Origin of the sequence: Actinomadura sp. NPDC047616, assembly GCF_040642915.1 — a bacterium.
Taxonomy (GTDB): Bacteria; Actinomycetota; Actinomycetes; order Streptosporangiales; family Streptosporangiaceae; genus Spirillospora; species Spirillospora miaoliensis.
This window is the reverse complement of record NZ_JBEYTB010000001.1, coordinates 201,373-220,147: the sequence shown is the minus strand read 5'-3', so window position 1 is coordinate 220,147 and position 18,775 is coordinate 201,373. Positions and strand designations below refer to the sequence as shown.

The 18,775-nt window shown below is 68.6% G+C and carries 21 protein-coding genes and 1 pseudogene; 21 read left to right on the top strand and 1 reads right to left on the bottom strand.

Features of this window, described 5'->3' with window-relative positions; all coding sequences use genetic code 11:
• Positions 1-64: 64 nt before the first annotated feature.
• Positions 65-805, bottom strand: a complete 741-nt coding sequence (locus tag ABZ801_RS01115) for a DUF2786 domain-containing protein (protein ID WP_360691070.1) — start codon at positions 803-805, stop codon at positions 65-67.
• Positions 806-1,113: 308 nt separating this feature from the next.
• Here ABZ801_RS01115 and ABZ801_RS01110 point away from each other — a divergent pair, with 308 nt between their 5' ends.
• The 21 genes and pseudogenes from ABZ801_RS01110 (at position 1,114) to ABZ801_RS01010 (ending at position 18,728) form a co-directional block, all read left to right on the top strand.
• Positions 1,114-1,815: a hypothetical protein gene (locus ABZ801_RS01110; protein ID WP_360691067.1), complete on the top strand. Its 702-nt coding sequence runs from the start codon at positions 1,114-1,116 to the stop codon at positions 1,813-1,815.
• Positions 1,802-2,482, top strand: a complete 681-nt coding sequence (locus ABZ801_RS01105) for a hypothetical protein (protein WP_360691064.1) — start codon at positions 1,802-1,804, stop codon at positions 2,480-2,482. Before ABZ801_RS01110 ends, ABZ801_RS01105 begins: the two co-directional genes overlap by 14 nt.
• Positions 2,483-2,602: 120 nt before the next feature.
• Positions 2,603-2,986: a P27 family phage terminase small subunit gene (locus ABZ801_RS01100; RefSeq protein ID WP_360691061.1), complete on the top strand. Its 384-nt coding sequence runs from the start codon at positions 2,603-2,605 to the stop codon at positions 2,984-2,986.
• A gap of 30 nt (positions 2,987-3,016) precedes the next feature.
• The gene (locus ABZ801_RS01095) at positions 3,017-3,589 is read left to right on the top strand and encodes a hypothetical protein (protein WP_360691058.1); all 573 of its coding nucleotides are present in this window, start codon (positions 3,017-3,019) and stop codon (positions 3,587-3,589) included.
• A complete protein-coding gene (locus ABZ801_RS01090) occupies positions 3,586-4,833 on the top strand; it encodes a PBSX family phage terminase large subunit (RefSeq protein WP_360691055.1) in 1,248 nt (415 codons plus the stop codon). Before ABZ801_RS01095 ends, ABZ801_RS01090 begins: the two co-directional genes overlap by 4 nt.
• Positions 4,834-4,870: 37 nt before the next feature.
• Positions 4,871-6,367 (top strand): hypothetical protein, encoded by a 1,497-nt coding sequence (locus ABZ801_RS01085; RefSeq protein ID WP_360691052.1) that lies wholly within the window; start codon positions 4,871-4,873, stop codon positions 6,365-6,367.
• A gap of 4 nt (positions 6,368-6,371) precedes the next feature.
• Entirely contained in the window at positions 6,372-7,163 is a 792-nt protein-coding gene (locus ABZ801_RS01080; RefSeq protein WP_360691049.1) for a hypothetical protein, read from the top strand.
• A gap of 79 nt (positions 7,164-7,242) precedes the next feature.
• Positions 7,243-8,079, top strand: coding sequence for a P22 phage major capsid protein family protein (locus tag ABZ801_RS01075; protein WP_360691046.1), 837 nt, complete (start codon positions 7,243-7,245; stop codon positions 8,077-8,079).
• Between the two features lie 28 nt (positions 8,080-8,107).
• Complete coding sequence (locus ABZ801_RS01070; RefSeq protein WP_360691043.1) at positions 8,108-8,482, top strand: hypothetical protein; 375 nt, start codon at positions 8,108-8,110, stop codon at positions 8,480-8,482.
• Positions 8,479-8,874 carry a hypothetical protein gene (locus ABZ801_RS01065; protein WP_360691040.1) on the top strand — a complete coding sequence of 132 codons (396 nt, stop codon included), beginning with the start codon at positions 8,479-8,481 and terminating at the stop codon, positions 8,872-8,874. The genes ABZ801_RS01070 and ABZ801_RS01065 overlap by 4 nt, the downstream gene beginning before the upstream one ends.
• 7 nt (positions 8,875-8,881) lie before the next feature.
• Entirely contained in the window at positions 8,882-9,298 is a 417-nt protein-coding gene (locus tag ABZ801_RS01060; RefSeq protein ID WP_360691036.1) for a hypothetical protein, read from the top strand.
• Positions 9,298-9,633 carry a hypothetical protein gene (locus tag ABZ801_RS01055; protein WP_360691033.1) on the top strand — a complete coding sequence of 112 codons (336 nt, stop codon included), beginning with the start codon at positions 9,298-9,300 and terminating at the stop codon, positions 9,631-9,633. The genes ABZ801_RS01060 and ABZ801_RS01055 overlap by 1 nt, the downstream gene beginning before the upstream one ends.
• A gap of 15 nt (positions 9,634-9,648) precedes the next feature.
• Positions 9,649-9,936, top strand: coding sequence for a hypothetical protein (locus ABZ801_RS01050; RefSeq protein WP_360691031.1), 288 nt, complete (start codon positions 9,649-9,651; stop codon positions 9,934-9,936).
• A 79-nt stretch (positions 9,937-10,015) separates the two neighbouring features.
• Positions 10,016-10,402, top strand: a complete 387-nt coding sequence (locus tag ABZ801_RS01045) for a hypothetical protein (protein ID WP_360691028.1) — start codon at positions 10,016-10,018, stop codon at positions 10,400-10,402.
• 20 nt (positions 10,403-10,422) lie between these two features.
• Complete coding sequence (locus ABZ801_RS01040; RefSeq protein ID WP_360691025.1) at positions 10,423-11,076, top strand: hypothetical protein; 654 nt, start codon at positions 10,423-10,425, stop codon at positions 11,074-11,076.
• Entirely contained in the window at positions 11,076-11,318 is a 243-nt protein-coding gene (locus ABZ801_RS01035) for a hypothetical protein (protein ID WP_360691022.1), read from the top strand. The genes ABZ801_RS01040 and ABZ801_RS01035 overlap by 1 nt, the downstream gene beginning before the upstream one ends.
• 26 nt (positions 11,319-11,344) lie before the next feature.
• On the top strand, positions 11,345-11,617 hold the full coding sequence (locus ABZ801_RS01030; RefSeq protein ID WP_360691019.1) for a hypothetical protein: 273 nt from the start codon (positions 11,345-11,347) through the stop codon (positions 11,615-11,617).
• A 68-nt stretch (positions 11,618-11,685) separates the two neighbouring features.
• Positions 11,686-12,063, top strand: a complete 378-nt coding sequence (locus ABZ801_RS01025; protein ID WP_360691016.1) for a hypothetical protein — start codon at positions 11,686-11,688, stop codon at positions 12,061-12,063.
• 3,993 nt (positions 12,064-16,056) lie between these two features.
• Positions 16,057-16,284, top strand: a pseudogene (locus ABZ801_RS01020) (transglycosylase SLT domain-containing protein); the annotation flags it as partial.
• A gap of 267 nt (positions 16,285-16,551) precedes the next feature.
• Positions 16,552-17,508: a hypothetical protein gene (locus ABZ801_RS01015; protein WP_360691013.1), complete on the top strand. Its 957-nt coding sequence runs from the start codon at positions 16,552-16,554 to the stop codon at positions 17,506-17,508.
• An 8-nt stretch (positions 17,509-17,516) separates the two neighbouring features.
• Positions 17,517-18,728 (top strand): hypothetical protein, encoded by a 1,212-nt coding sequence (locus tag ABZ801_RS01010; RefSeq protein ID WP_360691010.1) that lies wholly within the window; start codon positions 17,517-17,519, stop codon positions 18,726-18,728.
• Positions 18,729-18,775: the final 47 nt, after the last annotated feature.

The following is an 18,775-nucleotide window of genomic DNA, read 5'->3' as shown; positions in this document are numbered from 1 at the left end:
CGGACCCTGCTCACAGGGACGACCCCCGGCAGGTATCCCGCCGGGGGTCGCTTCGGTCACCGGATCACCGGGTCAGAGCCCGGGTGGCCTGGCCACCCACGTAGCCGTCCCCTACATCGGCCATCTTCCCGGCTGCGAATCCTTCTCGCTGCGCCGCCGCGCTGGAGTAGCCCTGCTGACGCATCGGCCTCAGGTGGGGGAACATCTTGTGGAACTGGGCCCGGATTCGGTCCTGTTCGGTCTGGAGCACCAGTTCGTTGCCCGGGGACTCGTCGATGATGATCTGTCGCTTCTTCGCGATCTTCTCGGCCACACCCCGGCCAAAGCCACGGATGTAGTCCCACACCCAGCGGTCGGTCATGTCCGCGATCAGCTCGTCGTCCCAGTCCGGGTGCTGCTTGCGGAGCTTGGCCTCGTGAGCGTCACCGGCCGCGTTGGAAGACCCGATCATCTGGAGCTGGAGGCTGGCGAGAAGTATCTCCAGGTTCTCCAGCATGGAGACGGTTCCGACCATCACCAGGTCGCCATCGATCACCACGCACTTGGCACCCATCGCCTGGGCAATTGGGTACAGCGCCTCGATCAGGACAGTCCCGTGGTCACCCGGCAGTTCGAGCGTGAACATCTCGATGTCCTCGGGCTTGCGCCCGGACTCCTTCCGGAGCTGGGCCGCGTCGATGCCGAACCGCATCATCAGCTCTGCCGCCTTGGCAGCGCAGGCTGCGGCCTCCTCCGGGTTGGTGTTGGGGTGCTCGGCCTTGTCGAGCAGGGCCTTGATCATCTTCTTGTAGTTCCGACCGGCCATGCATACCTCCGGTGTCCCGGTCTGTTGTGCTGACAGGGCTAGATTAAGCCATCCGGAAAAATCATGTCAAGTCTCATGGGGTATGAATTCATGAACTGGGCATCCGGCCAGCTCATGCACAGGTTGACCGTCCGGTAAGAGGGGCCAATCCGCTCCCATCGGCAACGGCCCCGGTAGATCTGGCAAGGTCTGATGGGCTACCCGCCTACTGTGCTTGGGCAGGCAGAAGGGGCAAGGGCACAGGGGTGTCTAAGGGGTCAGGCAGCCGGTTCTAGACTCAGTATCCCTAGTCATTAGGGAGTGAATACATGCCAGTCATCATCTCCGGCGTCACCCCGTCCGCCGAGTTGCGCGCCAACCTGGCAGGCACCACGGTGCTCCTGTCGTTCAGCCGCGGAAAGGACAGCATCGCGGCATGGTTGGCCCTCCGAGACGCAGGCGCCAACGTCATCCCCTACCACCTGCACCTCATCCCCGGCCTGCGGTTCGTCACGGAATCGCTGGAGTACTTCGCCGAGTACTTCCAATGCGACCGCCCGATCCTCGACCTGCCGCACCCCACGCTCTACCGATGGCTGAACAACCTGGTGTTCCAGCCTCCCGAGCGATGCGGCGTGATCGAAGCGGCCAACCTGCCGATGATCACCTACGACGAACTGAACGCCATCGTCCGCGACGAGCTCGGACTGCCGCCGGACACCTGGGTGTGCGACGGAGTGAGGGCCACCGACTCACCCAACCGCCGTATGGCCATCAAGACCTACGGCCCGGTCAACGAACGGGCCCGGACCCAGAAGGTGGTCTGGGACTGGCGTAAGGCCGATGTGATGAACGCGATCGAACGCGCGGGCGTGCGCCTACCTCCCGACTACCTCTGGTTCGGGCGCAGCTTCGACGGACTGGACCGCCGGTTCGTCGCGCAGCTGCGCACCTACGCGCCGGACGACTACGAACGCGTTCTTCAGTGGTTCCCCCTCGCAGACCTGGACTTCACCCGTGCCACTATCTGACGCCGCCAAGGCCCTACTCGCCGCACGCTCCGCTCGTGCCAAGGGCGAGCCCGAGCCGACGCCAGAACCGGAACCGGACCCCGAACCGGACCTGGACGCTGAGGAGGCCGAACGCCGCCAAGGGTTCCGCGAACGGGCGCGACGGGAAGCCGAAAGGTTCGAGCTGGCAACCGACTCGGAGTTCTGGCTGGCGTTCTGCTTCCGCAAGCCCGAACACCCCGCCGCGTTCTGCGAGGCAACCGGCGTGCCGGCCGACGAACGCCGGTACGTCGACGGTCCCGCGCTGGCGGCCAAGCTCGGCCCGCGCCCGGCCCGCTCCGCTCGCGACCGTGCCAAGGCCCTGCTGAACTCGCGGGCGATCAACGACGCAGCCGCCGACCGGATGAACACGGCCTCTCGCCCCGACCCACTCGCAGGGCTGACGCCCACCGGTGACCTGGTGACGGACGCGGCCGCCGAACTGGACGCTCTGTTCACCGCACTGATCGCCCCGCCGGACCCCGATCCGCCCTACATCCTGGACTCCCCTCACTGGGTCGTCGTGCACTTCCCGTCCCGTGACCACAAGGAACAGTTCCTGGCGGACACGGGCTTGGACGTGCTGGGCGACAAGTACCTCGACGGCCACCGCGCCGCAGAGATCCTGAACCTACAGATGAAGGAGTGACGACATGCGTAACAGGGTCGCCGCCATGTTCGGTGGTCTTCGCCGCCGTGGCCGCGGCGCCAGCGCCAACCGGGAGCGGACGGCCGCGTCCCGTAGCGGGGGCCGTACCTCCGGGTCCTGATGGCTGACGAAACGGAACCGCTCGACGGCGGCAAGGGCCCCGCCGCCGTCGAGCCGCCCGCCTGGCTCGCCCCCGACGCCCGCAACGTGTGGGCCCAGCTCGCACCCGTTACCGCGCCGGGCACCCTCACCGCAGCAACCGCGCACTCATTCGCCCTGCTCTGTACATCGGTCGCCACCTACGCCGAGTCCGACCAACTCGTTCAGGAAGCGGGGATGCTGATCGCCGAGGGCCAGGCCCTCGTCCCTAACCCGGCGCTGGCCATTCGCAACCAGGCCGACGGGATGATCGCTCGATGGGCGCGGCTGTTCGGGCTGACGCCCGACTCCCAGCCCCCCTCCGAGACGGCTCCGCGCAAGCTACGTCACCTGCGCGAAACCTGATCGTCGACGCTTGCTGGGGGTGGTGCCCGAGTGCCGCCTCGCCTGTCGGACGACGTTCGCGCCGCGATCATCGCGGACATCGACAGCGGGCAACTGTCCCGCAACGCCATCGCCCGCAAGCACGGTGTCGCCCCCTCGGTGGTGACTAAGCTGGCCCGCCAAGCCGGGAACCCCAAGGCGTTCGACCGGACCAACACGGCCAAGGCCACAGAGGCCGCCCAGATGGACGCCAAGGCATTGCGGGCCTCGCTGATCGCGGATCTGTACGCCGACGCGCAGCGATTCCGCGCCCGATCCTGGGAGCCCTACACCCAAGTCATCAGCGGCCCGGACGGTCCTGAACTGGTGACGACCAAGCTCCCGCCGCTGCGAGACCAGCAGGCCGGATACACGGCGCTGGCGATCTGCCTGGACAAGGCACTCAAGCTGGAAAGCGTCGACGCCGACAACGGCGCCGAGGCCGGCAGGACGATGGTCGGTGAACTGCGCGCCGCGCTCGGTCTGGCCTACACCGCGCTCACAGGCGAGAACCCGACCACCGGCGTGGCCACCGAAACACCAGGCGAGGAATCTGAGACTGATCCGCCGGAGGACACGGTGTGATCGACCTCGATCGGGTCACTCGGATCTTGTCGCCCAAGCAACTCCGCTCGGTGATCGAGTCCGAAGGTGCCCGAATCTCCCTATGGTCGGGCGCAGTATCCAGCGGCAAGACCATCGCGTCCTTGCTCGCCTTCCTCATCGCCGTCGCACGGGCCCCCGACAACGGCCTGATCTTCATCGTCGGCCGGACGCTACAGACCATCGAGCGGAACCTGATCGATGTCCTGATGCAGCCAGCGGGACCGTTCGGCCCGCTGTCGGTCTATGTGGCGCACACCCGCGGCTCCTCGATCTGCACGATCTTCGGCCGGACCGTCCACCTTGTCGGCGCCAACGATGTTCGTGCCGAGGGCCGGATTCGCGGTGCGACCGCCTCGCTCATCTACGTCGACGAGGCGACCCTGGTGCCCGAAGCCTTCTTCACGATGTGCCTGAGTCGCCTCCGTGTGCCCGGAGCTCGGCTACTGGCCACGACGAACCCGGATGGGCCTGGGCATTGGCTGCGGCGGAACTTTCTCTCTCGCCGTGACCTCAACTTGAGGTCGTGGCACTTCGTCCTTGACGACAATCCTTGGCTCACCGCCGACTACATCGCCTCGCTCAAGAAGGAGTACGTCGGTCTCTTCTATCGCCGGTTCGTGCTGGGCGAATGGTGTCTGGCCGAAGGCGCCGTCTATGACATGTGGGATCCGGACACCCACGTCGTCACGGAACTGCCTGAACTGGTCGACCGTCTCGCGATCGGCTGTGACTACGGCACCACCAACCCGTTCGCCGCGCTGGCGTTGGGACTGGGCCGCGATGGGCGGCTCTACCTCACGCACGAATGGCGCTACGACAGCAAGCACGCACGGCGGCAGCTAACCGACGTCGAGTACTCCGGACGGCTGACGGCCTGGATGGACAGCGAGGACGGCCCCGGACGCCACCGATACCTCGCCGTCGACCCGTCGGCGGCATCCTTCATCGCCCAGGCACACCGCGACGGACTCAATCCTTACCCGGCCAACAACGCGGTCGCTGACGGCATCCGCCTGGTGTCGTCCCTGCTCGCCACCGACACGCTGCGCGTCCACGCCTCGTGCCAGGGATGGATCGACGAGATCGGGTCCTACTCCTGGGATCCGGCGGCTGCTGAACGCGGCATCGACGCCCCGGTGAAAGCAGCCGATCACTCGCTCGACGCCGGCCGGTACGCGCTGGCCACCACCGAAGGGCTCTGGCGCGGAGCGCTTGCCGCCTGACCGGCGCCACGGATTTCCGACGCTGTGAGGGGGGTCGATGCTGCCCGACGGCGGGAACGTGCCATGGCCCCCTGAGCCGTTGAAGAACGTATTCGCCAAGTTCGACGAGTGGTCGGCGTGGTACTCCGGCGACACCGACGCGCTCGCCGCCACCTACACCGGCGCGCCGCCGCCGTCTACAGGGTGGGTCCAGCGGCTGGCTCGCTGGTTCTGGGGCACCCGTCCCACCCCCGGCCAGCCGATCACGAAGCTCCACGTTCCGGCGGCCGCCGACATCGCGGCCCTGTCGGCTGACCTGCTGCTGTCCCAACCGCCGCGGTTGCTGGCGTCCGATAACGCTACGACCGACCGGCTCGCCGAACATCTCGACGAGGCCGCGCACGCCACCCTGCGTGAGGCCGCCGAGGTTTGCGCTGCCTTGGGAGGCGTGTGGCTGCGCGTCATCTGGGACACCGCGCTTGCCGACCGGCCGTGGATATCGACGGTTCACCCAGACGCCGCCGTGGGGGAATGGCGGCATGGCCACCTGATGAGCGTCACGTTCTTCCGCACGGTGTCTACTGACGGCACGACCCTGATTCGGCACCTGGAGGAACACGCACCTGGCCGTATCTCTCATGGCTTGTACGTCGGTGACGCTCAAACCCTCGGCGTGAGGGTGCCGCTGGAGGAACATCAAGCGACCGCCCCGCTCGTCCAGCACCTGACCGACGGCGACAGCATCGCCACGGGGATCAAGCAGATCACCGCCGCCTACATCCCCAACATCCGGCCCAGCCGGATCTGGCGACACAACCCCGCCGCCGCGATGCTCGGCCGTCCCGACATCGATGGCCTAGAGCCGTTCCTCGACGCGCTGGATGAGCGCTGGTCGGACTGGATGAGGGAAGTCCGGCTCGCCAAGGCGCGGCTGCTGGTCCCGCACAGCTTCCTTGAGTCGGCAGGGCCCGGAAAGGGCGCACGCTTTGACGCCGACGCCGAGCTGCTGACCGCGATGAACATGGGGCCCGCGCCCGACGCCGGCGCGCTCCAACTCATCCAGCCGCAGATCCGCGTCGCCGAGCTGTCCGCGACCACCGAAGCGCTCTTGGCCCAGATCGTCAGGAGCGCCGGTTACTCGGCGCAATCCTTCGGCGGGTCGGATGGCTCGGAGCTGACCGCTACCGAAGTCCTCGCCCGCGACTCGCGGTCCGCGTTGACACGCCGCAAGAAGCTCACCTACTGGGCGCCTGGACTCGCCGCCATCGCCGAATCCCTGCTGGCCATCGACCAGCACGTCTTCGGCGCGAGAGTCACCCCCCAAAGGCCGCGGGTGGAGTTTCCGCCGGTGGCCGACCCCGACGCGCTCACCGTCGCCCAGTCCCTCAACCTGCTGCGCTCCGCGCGGGCCGCGTCCACTCGGACGCTCGTCGCGACCTTGCACCCGGACTGGGACGACGCCGCGATCGCGGCCGAAGCCGCCCTAATCGACCAGCAATCGCCCACCCCTGTTCCGCCAGGCGCGGAACCCGACCCACAGCCCCAGGAGGGCTAGCTCGATGGACAACGAGCCCACGCCGAGCCCGGCCCAGCCGGTAGACCCGGCCCCCGCCGCGCCGCAGGCTCCCGCCCCTGAACCCGTTCCTTCCCAGGCGCCCACCCCAGCGGCTCCGCCGACCCCGGCGCCGACTCCCGCGCCTCCGGCACCGGCCGAACCCGTCCCCACCCCGCCCGCGCCCACCGGAAAGGCCGCCAAGCAGCCCGAACCGGGAGACATCGCATCGCTACCGGAGTGGGCACGCAAGCTCGTCAGCGATGCCCGCAGCGAGGCCGCCAAGGCCCGCACCACCGCGAAGCAGGCAGCGGCCGAGCAGGCTCGCGCCGAGCTGACCACGCAGATCGGCAAGGCCCTCGGGCTCATCACCGACGAGGACGACGCCCCGGATCCTGCGCAGCTGACCGAACAGCTCGTCCAGGCGCAAAACGATGCCCGCCGCCACAGGGTCGAACTGGCGGTGTATCAGGCTGCCGGACGCCTGGGCGCGGATCCGGACGCGATCTTGGATTCGCGATCCTTCGCCGAGGCCGTCGCGGACCTCGACCCGGAGGACGAGGCGTTCTCCGCCCGGCTCACCGAGCACATCGCCGCAGCCCTGGAGACCAACCCGAGGCTGCGTGCGACGCCTCCGACTCCGCCCCCGGCACCCGCGCCGGCGCCGCGGGCGGCAGGCGGCGAATTCCCTGGCGCACCCGCGCCCGCAGCGGCCATCTCCGAAGCCGCCCTAGCCCAGATGACCCCTGACCAGATCGCCGAGGCGTTCCAGGCGGGTCGTCTCAACCACCTCCTCTAACCACCGCCTGCTGTCTCGTCACTCGGCGGTCGTCCCCTCGCGCATCCCCTGTTGTTCTGCGTGAAAGGAACTGTCGCCTGTGGCGATCACTCGCTTCCGGCCACAGATCTGGTCGGCGCTGCTAGCCACCAGTCTCAAGAAGGCCCACGTCTACGCCTCGCTGTGCAACACCGACTACGAAGGCGAGATCCGTCAGGCGGGTGACACCGTCCGCATCACCTCGATCTCCCGGCCCACCATCCGCACCTACGGCCGGAACGCGGACATCAACTACGAGGAACTGACGGACGCCCAGCGCACCCTCGTGGTCGACCAGGAGCGCTACTGGGCCTTCTCGATCGACGACGTGGACGCCGCGCAGGCCCGCGGGAACGTCATCCCCGAAGCGATGAACGAGGCCGCCTACGGACTGGCCGACGTCGCCGACACCTACATCGCCAGCCTCTACACCCAGGCGCAGGCCGCCAACGTCATCCCCGCCCGCGACATCACCACCGGCGACGCTGCCTATGAGGCCCTGGTCGACTTGGGCGTCAAGCTCGGCGAGGCCAACGTCCCCAACGCGGGACGCTGGGTCGTGATCCCCGAGTGGTACCACGGCCAGCTGCTGAAGAACCCCAACTTCATCAACGCCGAGAAGGCCGCCGACGGCGGCGCCGCCCTGCGCAACGGTTTCATCGGCCGCGCGGCCGGGTTCGACATCTACAAGAGCAACAACGCGCCCAACCCCGCAGGTAAGGACTACGTCGTGATGGCCGGTACCAGGGCCGCGATCACCTTCGCCGAGCAGATCAACCGCACTGAGGCCACCCGCAGCGAACTGCGGTTCGCCGACCGCGTCCGTGGCCTCTACGTCTTCGGCGCCAAGGTAATCCGCCCCGACGCACTCGCGGTGCTCACCGCGACCCGACCCTGACCGGCGACGACCGACACGGAACACCGCCATGCCGCGTAACACCCTGACCTACACTCCGCTCCTGGCCAATCAGGGCATCACGGCCCCGGCCGGAAGCCCGGTCAATCCCGGCGCCGGCAACGGGCACGTCATCACCCGCGCCCTCCCCGAGCACACCATCCTGCGGGTCACCAACACCCACACCGCCGCACATCCGGTCACGGTGAAGGCAGGCGCCTACCCGCCCGCCATCGCCGCCGGACAGTCCGACCTGACCGTCTCGGTCCCTGCGAGCGGCGAGGTCTTCGTGGGGCCGCTGGAGTCCGGCCGGTTCCTACAGAACGACGGCAGCCTCATCGTCGAGATCCCCGACACGGCGCACACCGGCACCATCACCGCGCTGCGCGTCCCGGCAGCCACGTGAGCGACACCGTGACGACGAACGAAATCAACGAGCCGGGGGAGGGCTGGTTCCGCGGCACGGGCGGCGCGATCTGGCGCATGGCGCTGCCGCTCGCCCCAGATCTGGCCGCCGCACACGCCGCCGGACAGCTCGTCCGCGTCAACCCCGATGGCACCCCCTACACCGGGCCCTCCACTGTGCCGCCGATGACGGCGCCGCCTTCGGCGAAGGCGGGCAAGCGCGCCTGGGTGGAATGGGCGGTGGCCTGCGGCGCCGACCCCGAAGAGGCCGCTGCCGTCACCAAGCACGACCTCATCGATACCTACGGACAGGCCCGTCCCACCTCCCCGCCCGCCGTTGACCAGCCCGACAAGGGGACGGCACGGCAAGGCGCGCTCGACGACGAGGAGTGAGGTCGACGTGGCGGTGTACGCGACACCAGATGATCTCGCCGCATGGCTCGACGCGCCTGCGCCGCATGGTGCCGCCCGGCTGCTACGGGTCGCCTCGCAGATCGTCGACGACATGCTAATCGGCGCTATCTACGAGACCACTGACGATGGCGCTCCCACCGATCCGGAAGTTGCGAATCGGCTGCGAGAAGCGACCTGCGCGCAAGCCGCCTACCTGGCCGCGCTCGGAGACGACACCGGCGCGACGACCCAGGCAGGGACGCGCTCCATTGGCGGGGTCTCCGTCTCCCGCGCCGAGGCCGCGCCGCGCTGGGCACCGCAAGCTCTACTCGTGCTGCGCGCGGGCGGCCTCATCCCCATCCACCCGCACGTTCCCGCCCGGCCTGCATGGTGGCTCGCCTGGGAAACGCAGGGGCGGCGGTGATGGGCGTGCTCGCGTACATCCTGGGCCGCGAAACGCTCATCATCGTGAACCCCGGCCCCAGCGACCCGCACGGTGACCCCACCGGGCAGGACGATCGAACCATCGTGCCGGGATGCAACGTGCAGCCCGCCGGATCCAACGAAGTCCTCGACGGACGCGACACCGTCACCACCCGCATGAGGGTCTTCGCTCCCAGCTGGGCACCGGTGACCGCGACCAGCCGCGTGGAGTGGAACCAGCAAACCTGGCACGTCGAGGGCTCCCCAGGCAGCTGGAGCGACCCCGCCGGAACACCACACCACCTCGAATTCCTCATCACCCGCACCACTGGATAGACATCACCCGCCCGCATGGCCCGCTACACCCCAGACCCTCAGGCCCTCCGCAACCTCGCCTCCACCTCCGACATGGCCAACGCGCTCACCGAGATCGCCGCCCAGGGCGCTCGTTTCGCCGCCGGCATCGCACCTCGCCAGTCCGGCCGCTACGCCGCTTCCTTCCAAGCCACAGCTCGCCCCGGCCCCGGCGGCATGGAAGGCGTCTTGGAGAACACCGCCCCCTACGCCGAGTACGTGGAGTGGCACAACGGCGACCGCGTCCTCGGCAAGACCGTCGATTACCTCGAACGCGGCACGTAACGAGCATGGCGGGGTCCCTACGTCGCGGACGCCCATGCCGAACGGCATACACCGGGAGCTTGGACCGGGACGGAGGCCGATGGACGCCTTCCCCGATGTCGAATCGCTGCTTGTCCACCTCCTTAGCCCCCTCGCGACCACGGTCTCCGTCACACCACCTGATCTCCAAGACCGCATGCCGATCATCCGCGTCCGACGCATCGGCGGGGCCGACGACGGGATCACCGACACCTCGCGCGTGGACGTGGACGTCCACGCGTCCAGTCGCACCGAGGCACACACCTTGGCCGAGCAGGTCCGACAGTTTCTCCTCGATGGGCCGCACACCGCGCATGGCGGAGTGATCGACCGAATCGTCACCGAGGTCGCCCCGCACAGCCTCACCCACCCCGACCCCGGAACGCGGGTAGTCACGGCGACCTACCGGGCCACCACGCGCCGCTCATCCCGCAAGTCCCTCGCCTGACCACGAAGGGAGGAGCCTTCGTGGGCCTCACCTACGAAGCGCTCGCCGAGAAGAAAAACCAGCTCATCCGCAAGGCCCTGAACGGCAGCGTGTTCATCGCCCCCATCACCGCGCCGCCGATCACGAAGCTGACCGACCCCACGGACAAGCTCTTGGCGCAACTCCCCGAGGAGTATGAGGACCTGGGCTGGGCCGGAGACGGCGGCAGCCAGTTCGGCCGCGACGTCGACACCTCGAACGTCAACGCATGGGGCTCCTCGGAGCCTGTCCGGTCGGACATCAATTCTGACGTGACCACCTTGCAGGTCACCGCGCTGGAGACCAAGCGTCTGACTATCGGCCTGTACCTGGGCAAGGACATGCGCAACGTCTCCCCAGACTCCGCCAGCGGCGAGGTGTCGATCCGGAAGCCGGCGCGGCCCAGCACGCTGCACTACCGCGTGCTGGCCCTGGCCGTCGACGAGACGGAGGCAGGCGAGATCTACGTCGCGAGGTTCTTCCCGCGCATGCGAGTCACCGACTTCGAGGAGCAGGCGTTCCAGTCCAGCGACGACGACCCCATCACCTACGGGATGACCTTCACCGCCTTCAACGACGCGGCCCTCGGCTATTCCCAAGACGACCTGTTCGGTGGCCCTGGTTGGGCGGCCCTGACCGCTGACATGGGTTTCTGATGGAACGCGTGATCTACCGCAAGGGCAACCTGGAACGCATCGCCCTCACGCCTGGGGATCGCGTGAGGCTCGAACATGCCGGGTGGACACGCCACACCGCCCCGGCCATCGACGCCCTGCCCGCCGACCGTGCGCCCGCCTCTTCCACACCTGTTGCGCCAGCCCTCTCCGATACCACGTCCGAGAACGCCGATTCCATGGAATCGACCACCGCGCGGCGTCGCCGCAAGACCACATCCTGACCGCTCGTTTAGAAAGACCGTTGCACGTGAGCAAGACCTACCGCCTCGCTCAGTACCGCCGCGAAGCCAAGCGCGAGCCCTTCACGCTGGAACTGGATGACGGCACGTGCATCACCGTCAACCCGCCGTCCGGTGGGTCGGTGCTCCAGCTCGACCCTTCCAAGTCCACCCGCGAAGTGCTGCGGCTGCTGGCCGGCGACTCCTATCAGGCGCTCGTCGACGCGCTGGCCGACGATGACGCCTCCGTGCTGGTCGCCGTGCTGCGTGACATGCAGGTGCACTTCGGCCTGGGGGGGTAGAACGCCTCGCCTACCTGCTCGAACGCTACGGCGAGGCGATCGAAGCCGATCTGCACGCGCACTACGGCGTGGACCTGCTCGATCTGTGGCGCGGCACCCTCAGCGTCCGCAAGGTCCTTAACCTCATCGACCACCTCCCATCCACTTCCCACTTCATCGCGGCTGTCGCGGACGACCCCGACGTGCCGCCGCCCCCTGAGGGCAAGGACACGCGGGGTCCGCGGCTGACCGAATGGACCCCTGAGGTTCGGGTGCTAGCCGACCTGGTGGACCGGATCGGCACGCTGATCCGTATCCAGATCGCGCAGCATTCCAAGCGCAAGCCTCCCGACATTCCGCCGTATCCGCGACCTGACACCGCAGCGCAGCGGGCGGCGCGGCAAGCCGCGTTCCGCGCCCGTTACGAGCAGCACAAAGCGCTGGTCGCGCGAGTCCTGCGCCGCTGAACCGGATGTTGAGCGCGGCGCCCCGACCACAGCCCAGAAAGCGGGGTGGTGGGGGTGTCGCAGCTCGCCGGGACTGCGCACATCCTCATCCGCCCAGATTTCACGGGATTCCACTCCCAAATCTCGGCGGAGATCGCTCGCGTCCCGAGCCCGATCACCATCCGGGTGCACGCCGATACGGCGCGGGCCGCCACCCAAGTCCAGCAGCTCAGCCGCGAGGTCTCGCAGGTCGCGGGACGGCGCGCGACGGTGCGGATCACCGCTGACACGCGATCCGCGCTGTCCTCGATCGCCAGCGTCAAGACCGCGCTGGTCACGCTGGGAGCGGCGAGCGCCCCCGCGCTGGTCGGCATCGGCGCCGGAATCGCTGGACTCGCCGGTCCGCTCACGGCGGCCGCTGCCGGGTTCGGTGTCCTGGCCGCGGTCGCGGTCCCTGCGATCACCCGTGTCCGCGAGGCGCTGGCCGCTCAGAAGCAGGCGGCCGAGAACGCGGGACAGGCCGCGGTTCAGGCGCAGGCGCGGGCCTTCGCGCTGGCATCGGCGCAACAGCAGCTCGCATCCACGATGCGGGCTGCGGCGGCCGCGCATGCACAGGCGCTCGAACAGGTTCGGCAGGCTGAGCAGTCCCTCGCCGCTGCGCAGCGGTCTTCGACCGAGGCGCAGCGCGCCCTTCTTGCGGCCCGGCAGGACGCCGCCCGTCAGCTCCAGGACCTGGCGAACAACGCCGCGTCCGCCCGGCTGGCCGAGCGCGCCGCTGTCCTGGACTTGGCCGACGCTGAGGCCGCCTACAACAAGGTCCTCGCGGATCCGTCCGCGACCAAGGCCGACATCGCTCGGGCTGAGCTGCGCCGGGACCAGGCGCGGCAGGAGCTCAAGGAACGGCGGCTTGCGGCCCAGCGCGCGATCGCCGATGAGAAGGCCGCCCGTAATGCCGGGGTCGAAGGCAGCGACGCCGTTCGCGCCGCGCGGGAACGGCTTGCGGATTCCAATCGCCGCTTCACCGAGGCCGAGCGTTCGCTGGCGCAGGCCCGCGCCGACGTCGCCCGGGTCGACCGCGACTCGGCCGAACAGGTCGCCGCCGCCCGCCGGTCACTGGCCCAAGCCCAGCTCCAGGTAGCCGCGTCAACCGACAGGGCCGCTGCCGCGCTTGCCAGTTTGACACCGCTCGAGCGGCAGGTCCTCACCGCGTGGCAGGGCTTCACGTCGGCGTTCACCTCGTGGGGTAAGTCGCTACAGCCAGCGGTGCTCCCGGCGGTGGTCAAGGGGATCGACCTGCTTCGGTCCTCGCTACCGCTGGCTACACCACTGGTCCGTAGCGCCGGGCAGGCGATCGCCGGTCTCGTGGACCAGGCCGCCGCGGCGTCTCAGTCCCCTTTCTGGAGGCAGTTCGCGGCGTTCATCGGCCAGATGGCTGGGCCTGCGATCACCGCCTTGGGAACGTTTCTGGGCCGGGTCGCGACCGGTGTCGCTGGGCTGGTCCAGGCGTTCGCGCCGCTCGGCATGGTCCTGCTGGGCGTGCTCAACCAGCTGGCCGCCAAGTGGGCTGCGTTCGCGACGAGCCTGGTGAACGCGCCGGGGTTCCAGGCGTTCGTTGCCCAGATGACGGGCTTGGCCCCGCTGATGGTGGACGCCTTCAGCGCTGTCGGGTCTCTGGTCGCCAACGTCTTCGCGGCGCTGGCCCCCGCAGTTGCCCCGGCGCTGGGGCTGATCCATACCCTGGCTGCCACGCTGGCCCAGCTGGTGCGGCAGATCGGTCCATCCCTCCAGCAGGTCTTTGGTGCTCTGGGCCCAGCCCTCGGCCAGGTGATCAGCGCGTTGGGCCCCGCGCTCGCCCGCCTGGGTGTCGCGCTGGCTCCAGTCCTGGTGCAGCTGGTCAACGGGCTCGCTCCGATCCTGGCGGGGCTAGCCCCGATCCTGGGGCAGCTCCTGGCTGCGCTGGCGCCCGTGGTGTCGGCGTTGATCAGCGGGTTGCAACCGGCGATCTCGGCGCTCGTGCCCGTCGCGGGGGTGCTGGCCGGAGCGATAGCGAGCATCCTGGGCGCACTGGCGCCGATCCTGGCGGTCCTCGGCCAGTTCATCGCGGCGCTGGTCTCCGGGCTGCTGCCGATCCTCACGCCGATCGTGCAGCTGATCGCCCAGGCCGCAGGGCAGATCGCCGGGGCCCTGCTGAACGCTCTTCGGCAGAGCCTGCCGTCTCTTCAGCAGGTGGTGCTCGCGGTGGCGTCGCTGCTGCCGACGATGATGCCCCTGGTGCCGGTGATCGTTCAGCTGGTCCTGGCGTTCACCCCGCTCATCCCCCTCGTGGCGCAGTTCGTGGCGCTGGTGCTGACCGCGTTGCTGCCCATCATCCGGTTCGCGCTGGTCCTGATGACCCAGCTGAGCGTGATCCTCGGCGTTGTGCTGGCCACTGCCGTCCGCGTGCTGGCAGCGGTGTTGCAGTGGGTCTTCAACAACGTCGTCCGGCCCGTGTTCCTCGGACTGGCGGCGGTCACGCAGTGGGCCTACGGCAAGGTCAGGCCGCTGCTGGACGGTATGTCCGGCCAGTGGCGCCGTGTGGGCGATGTGTTCCGCGGCGTGTTCAACTCGGTGATCCGGCCCGTACTGAACGCGCTGACCCTCCACTTCCGGACCGTTACCGCGCCGGTGTTCCGGTGGATCGCCGACACCATCATCCGGCCGCTGTGGCGCGCAGTCGGCAGCACCATCTCCACGACCTGGAGCAAGGTGATTCGCCCGGCGTTCCAGGCGGTCAAGGACGCGATCGGGCAGGTGGGGCGCGCGTTCGATGCGGGAGCCAAGGCGATCCGAACGGCCTGGAACAAGATCAAGGGCTACACCCGCGACCCGATCAACTTTGTCATCCAGACCGTCTACAACAAGGGCGTCGTCGGGACCTGGAACAAGGTCATGGGCTGGCTTCACCTGCCCAAATCGCTCCGGCTGGGCACGCTGCCGGCGCTCGCGTCCGGCGGCACGCTCGACGACCCCGCCCAGGCCCGGCCCATGGTCACCCGCGGGCCGATGGCCATCGTCGGTGAAGGCCGCAAGAGGTACCCGGAATACGTCATTCCTACGGATCCGGCCTACCGGGCCCGCGCGCAAGCCCTGTGGGCTAGCGCGGGCAGCGACCTTCAGATGCTGGCCAAGGGCGGCATCCTGGGCGGCGCATTCAACGGTGTTCTCGACGGGGTGAAACGAGCCGCCAGCAAGGTGTTCGACCTCGGCAAGGACGCCCTTGCCCTGTTGACCAACCCAAAGAAGGTCTGGGCACGGCTCACCGACCCGCTGTACGCGCAGGCCCGCACGGTGGCGACCTCACCGTTCGGGCACGCTGCCGCCGCATTGCCGACCAACATCCTGGACAAGGCTTGGCTCGCCGCCGAAAAGATCATCGCGACGTTCGCGTCCGCGTTCGGGGGCGGCGCCGGATCCGCTGGCCGGGTCATCGCCGTCGCCAAGTCCCTGATCGGCACCGGCGACGTGGGCGGAGGCGACAACAACCGAAACCGGTACAACCTCTACAACGGCGAGGCGTGGTGCGCCGACTTCATCAGCTGGGTAGTCGACAAGGCGCACGCAAACCGCGCGTACTGGAACTCGCCCACCGGCACCCCGCAGCGCCGCTGGCCAGCAGTCGCGCAGTGGAAGGCCGCCGCCGGACGAGTCCTGCCCGTCCGCCAAGCCCGCCCCGGAGACCTCGCGGTCTACGGCGGTAACCAGCACATCAACCTGGTGGTGGCCAATCTCGGCGGCGGTCGCCTGTCCACCATCGGGGGCAATGAAGGCCCGCGGGTGAAGGCGTCGGTGCGCAGCGACGCCGACGGTGTGCTGCGGCCGAACTTCGCGCTCGTCCCCGGACCCGGCAACGGACTCGGCGGTATCGGAGGGCCGCTCGGTGGAGGCGTCTGGACTGGGGGCGGAACACCGTCGAAGAACCGGGCCCTCGGGCGGCGGATGAACGCCGCCGCCGGATGGAACGCCTACTGGAGCTCACTGGACAAGCTCTGGAAGCGCGAATCCGGATGGAACCACCGCGCCAGGAACCCGTCAAGCGGCGCGTATGGAATCCCCCAGGCACTTCCGGCATCCAAGATGGCCTCCGCCGGAGCCGACTGGCGAACCAATCCCGCAACCCAGATCCGCTGGGGCCTGGGCTACATCGCCGGTCGATACGGCACACCCGCCCGAGCTTGGGCGCACTCTCAGCGCACCGGCTGGTACGACGCCGGCGGCTGGCTGGAACCGGGGCTGACGTTGGTTGCTAACGCGACCGGCAAGCCCGAACCGGTACTGACCCGCAGCCAATGGGACGTGCTGCTGGCGGCCGCCACACGAGAACCCGTTGACGGGGGAGGCGTCCACTATCACGCGCACTTCGACGGGCTGACCGCCGCCGCCTACGAAACGCGGGTACGCGCCGCGCTCCAGGCGGAGATGGTTGTGGCCGCGCAGCGGGAGCGTCCTGGCCGCCGGAAGTGAGGTGAGGTCGTGCCGCTGCTGTCGGGGGCGTGGGAGCCCCAGCCACCGGGGTCTGTCCCCGCCCCCGACCCTGGCCCCCAGCCGCTGAAGATCACTTACACCGATCCCGACGGAAACGTGTGGGACTGGTCCGATCCCACGACGGGCTGCGTGATCACCCACGTCAGCGGCCTCGGATCACCACCGGCCACGGTCACCTCCACCTCCCTGCCCGGCGGCGGAGCGCTGCCCAGTGACTACATGCCAGCCCAACGACAACTCGTCATCGGCCTGGACGTCGCACTCGAACCACAGGACCGGTTCCTGGAGCTGCTGGACCAGCTGCATCGCGCCTTGTGGACCGAACGGTACGGGCAACCCGCACCAGGAAAGATCACCGTGGCCCGCCCGGACGGCACCGCACGAACCCTGAGCGTGTTGTGCACCTCGGGCCCGGAACAGACCGACACCGACGCCGCTCGGAACGCCTACACCACATCGACGGTGTACGCGCTGACGTTCGTGTCGACCACCGACCCGATGTTCACCGACCAGACCCCCACACGCCTGCTGTTCCAAACCAACGTCGACAACAGCGGTGTCCCTCCGCTGCCCCCGGTCAGGCTGCGAGCCCTGCGCGGCTTCGAGACCCAGACCATCACCAATCCAGGCAGCGGAGACGCCTACCCGGTCTGGGTGATCGACGGCCCCGGCCGCCCCGTCCTCACCAACCAGACCACGGGGAGAACGCTGAGCCTGGCAACCCCTCTAGTGGAAGGAGAAAGGGTCACCATCGACACTCGCCCAGGACAACAACAAGTCATCGACTCCCAGGGCCGCGACAGATGGAGCGATCTGGTGAAGACCACTCCACGTGACCTGTGGTCCCTCCCGGCCGGAGACACGGAGGTGACGGTTCGCATGGACGGAGCCGGAGCCTCCTCAAAGATCGAACTGTCGTTCCTGCCCCGCTGGCTGCGTGCCTGATGACGGTGATGATCGAGGAACTGGACCTCGGGACGCTCACGCGCCGCGCCCCGGTCCCGTTCCGGAAGCTAGAGATCAACGTTGCGTTCAACGCCGCCGGATCGTTCACCGCCGAGCTGCCTGCTACGCCACGGTCCTGGCAGCTGATCCGCCTGGACACGGACGGCAACCTCAGCCCGGTCGGGCTGACGGTGGATTGGAACGGCGTCGCGGAATTCACGCTGCTGGCCGAGCAATGGGGCTACCAGAGAACCATCGACCAACAGACCGGGCAGATCACCGAGGTCATCACACTGTCCGGCTCGGACCTGCTGTCCCTGTTGGCGAACCGGATCGCCTACCCCGACCCGGCCAAGCCGTGGGCGTCGCAACCCACGGCCACCCGCACCTACAGCGGCCCCGCCGAGACCGTCATCAAACAGATCATCACACAGAACCTCGTCCAGGCCGCCGACCCCGCACGCAGAATCCCGTTCCTGGACATCGCTCCAGACCTCGGACGCGGGGGCACGGTCACGTACAAGGTCGCATCCGTCCGGCCCGCCACCACCACACCGGTCGGGGACGCACCGACCATCGCGGCGTCACTGATGGACATGGTCCGCTCTGTCGCCATCCAGTCACAGATCGGGGTGCGTCTCACCCTGGAGGGGACCCGGCTACGCTTCGACACCTTCCTTCCCCGCGACTTGTCCAGCCGCGCGGTGTTCGCAGCTGGCCTGGGCAACCTGGCCGAAGCGAACTTGACCGTCGCGGATCCCACTGTCACCACGGTGCTCACCCAAGCCGCGTCCAGCTTCTTAGAGAAGACCGCGACCGGTAGCGGCGACCCCTGGCGGCGGGTCGAGCAGTTCCTCGACCAGACGCACACCGACACCGATGCTGCTCAAGCCGCCACCGAGGCCCTGGCGCAAGGCGCCGGGAAGGTGCAACTCGCCGTCAACGCCGTCGACCTTCCACGGTTGAGATTCGGCGCCGACAGCCCCGGAGTCACCGGGTACCTACTCGGCGACATCGTCGCCGTGGACCTGCGTGACGGTGTGACCTTCACCGACATCGTCACCAAGGTGCAACTCACTGCGGACACGACCGGTGAGCACTACGCCGAATCAGTCACACCCAGCATCGGCACCGATCCTGCCGAGGACCAGACACTCACCGCGCAACTCACCGCCCGGCTACGAGCTGTCGAAAAGCAACTACGTGCCACCGGCCCCTGAACCCCGGCCCCACTGCGCTCCCTCGCTTCCTTTGCCCACTCCGCGTC

What these genes read in the sequence shown, in the direction of transcription:
- ABZ801_RS01010 (WP_360691010.1), top strand. Translation starts at nt 17,517, where the DNA reads ATGATCGAGGAACTGGACCTCGGGACGCTCACGCGCCGCGCCCCGGTC.
- ABZ801_RS01085 (WP_360691052.1), top strand. Translation starts at nt 4,871, where the DNA reads ATGCTGCCCGACGGCGGGAACGTGCCATGGCCCCCTGAGCCGTTGAAG.
- ABZ801_RS01110 (WP_360691067.1), top strand. Translation starts at nt 1,114, where the DNA reads ATGCCAGTCATCATCTCCGGCGTCACCCCGTCCGCCGAGTTGCGCGCC.
- ABZ801_RS01080 (WP_360691049.1), top strand. Translation starts at nt 6,372, where the DNA reads ATGGACAACGAGCCCACGCCGAGCCCGGCCCAGCCGGTAGACCCGGCC.
- ABZ801_RS01050 (WP_360691031.1), top strand. Translation starts at nt 9,649, where the DNA reads ATGGCCCGCTACACCCCAGACCCTCAGGCCCTCCGCAACCTCGCCTCC.
- ABZ801_RS01070 (WP_360691043.1), top strand. Translation starts at nt 8,108, where the DNA reads ATGCCGCGTAACACCCTGACCTACACTCCGCTCCTGGCCAATCAGGGC.
- ABZ801_RS01115 (WP_360691070.1), bottom strand. Translation starts at nt 805, where the DNA reads ATGGCCGGTCGGAACTACAAGAAGATGATCAAGGCCCTGCTCGACAAG.
- ABZ801_RS01055 (WP_360691033.1), top strand. Translation starts at nt 9,298, where the DNA reads ATGGGCGTGCTCGCGTACATCCTGGGCCGCGAAACGCTCATCATCGTG.
- ABZ801_RS01100 (WP_360691061.1), top strand. Translation starts at nt 2,603, where the DNA reads ATGGCTGACGAAACGGAACCGCTCGACGGCGGCAAGGGCCCCGCCGCC.
- ABZ801_RS01045 (WP_360691028.1), top strand. Translation starts at nt 10,016, where the DNA reads ATGGACGCCTTCCCCGATGTCGAATCGCTGCTTGTCCACCTCCTTAGC.
- ABZ801_RS01035 (WP_360691022.1), top strand. Translation starts at nt 11,076, where the DNA reads ATGGAACGCGTGATCTACCGCAAGGGCAACCTGGAACGCATCGCCCTC.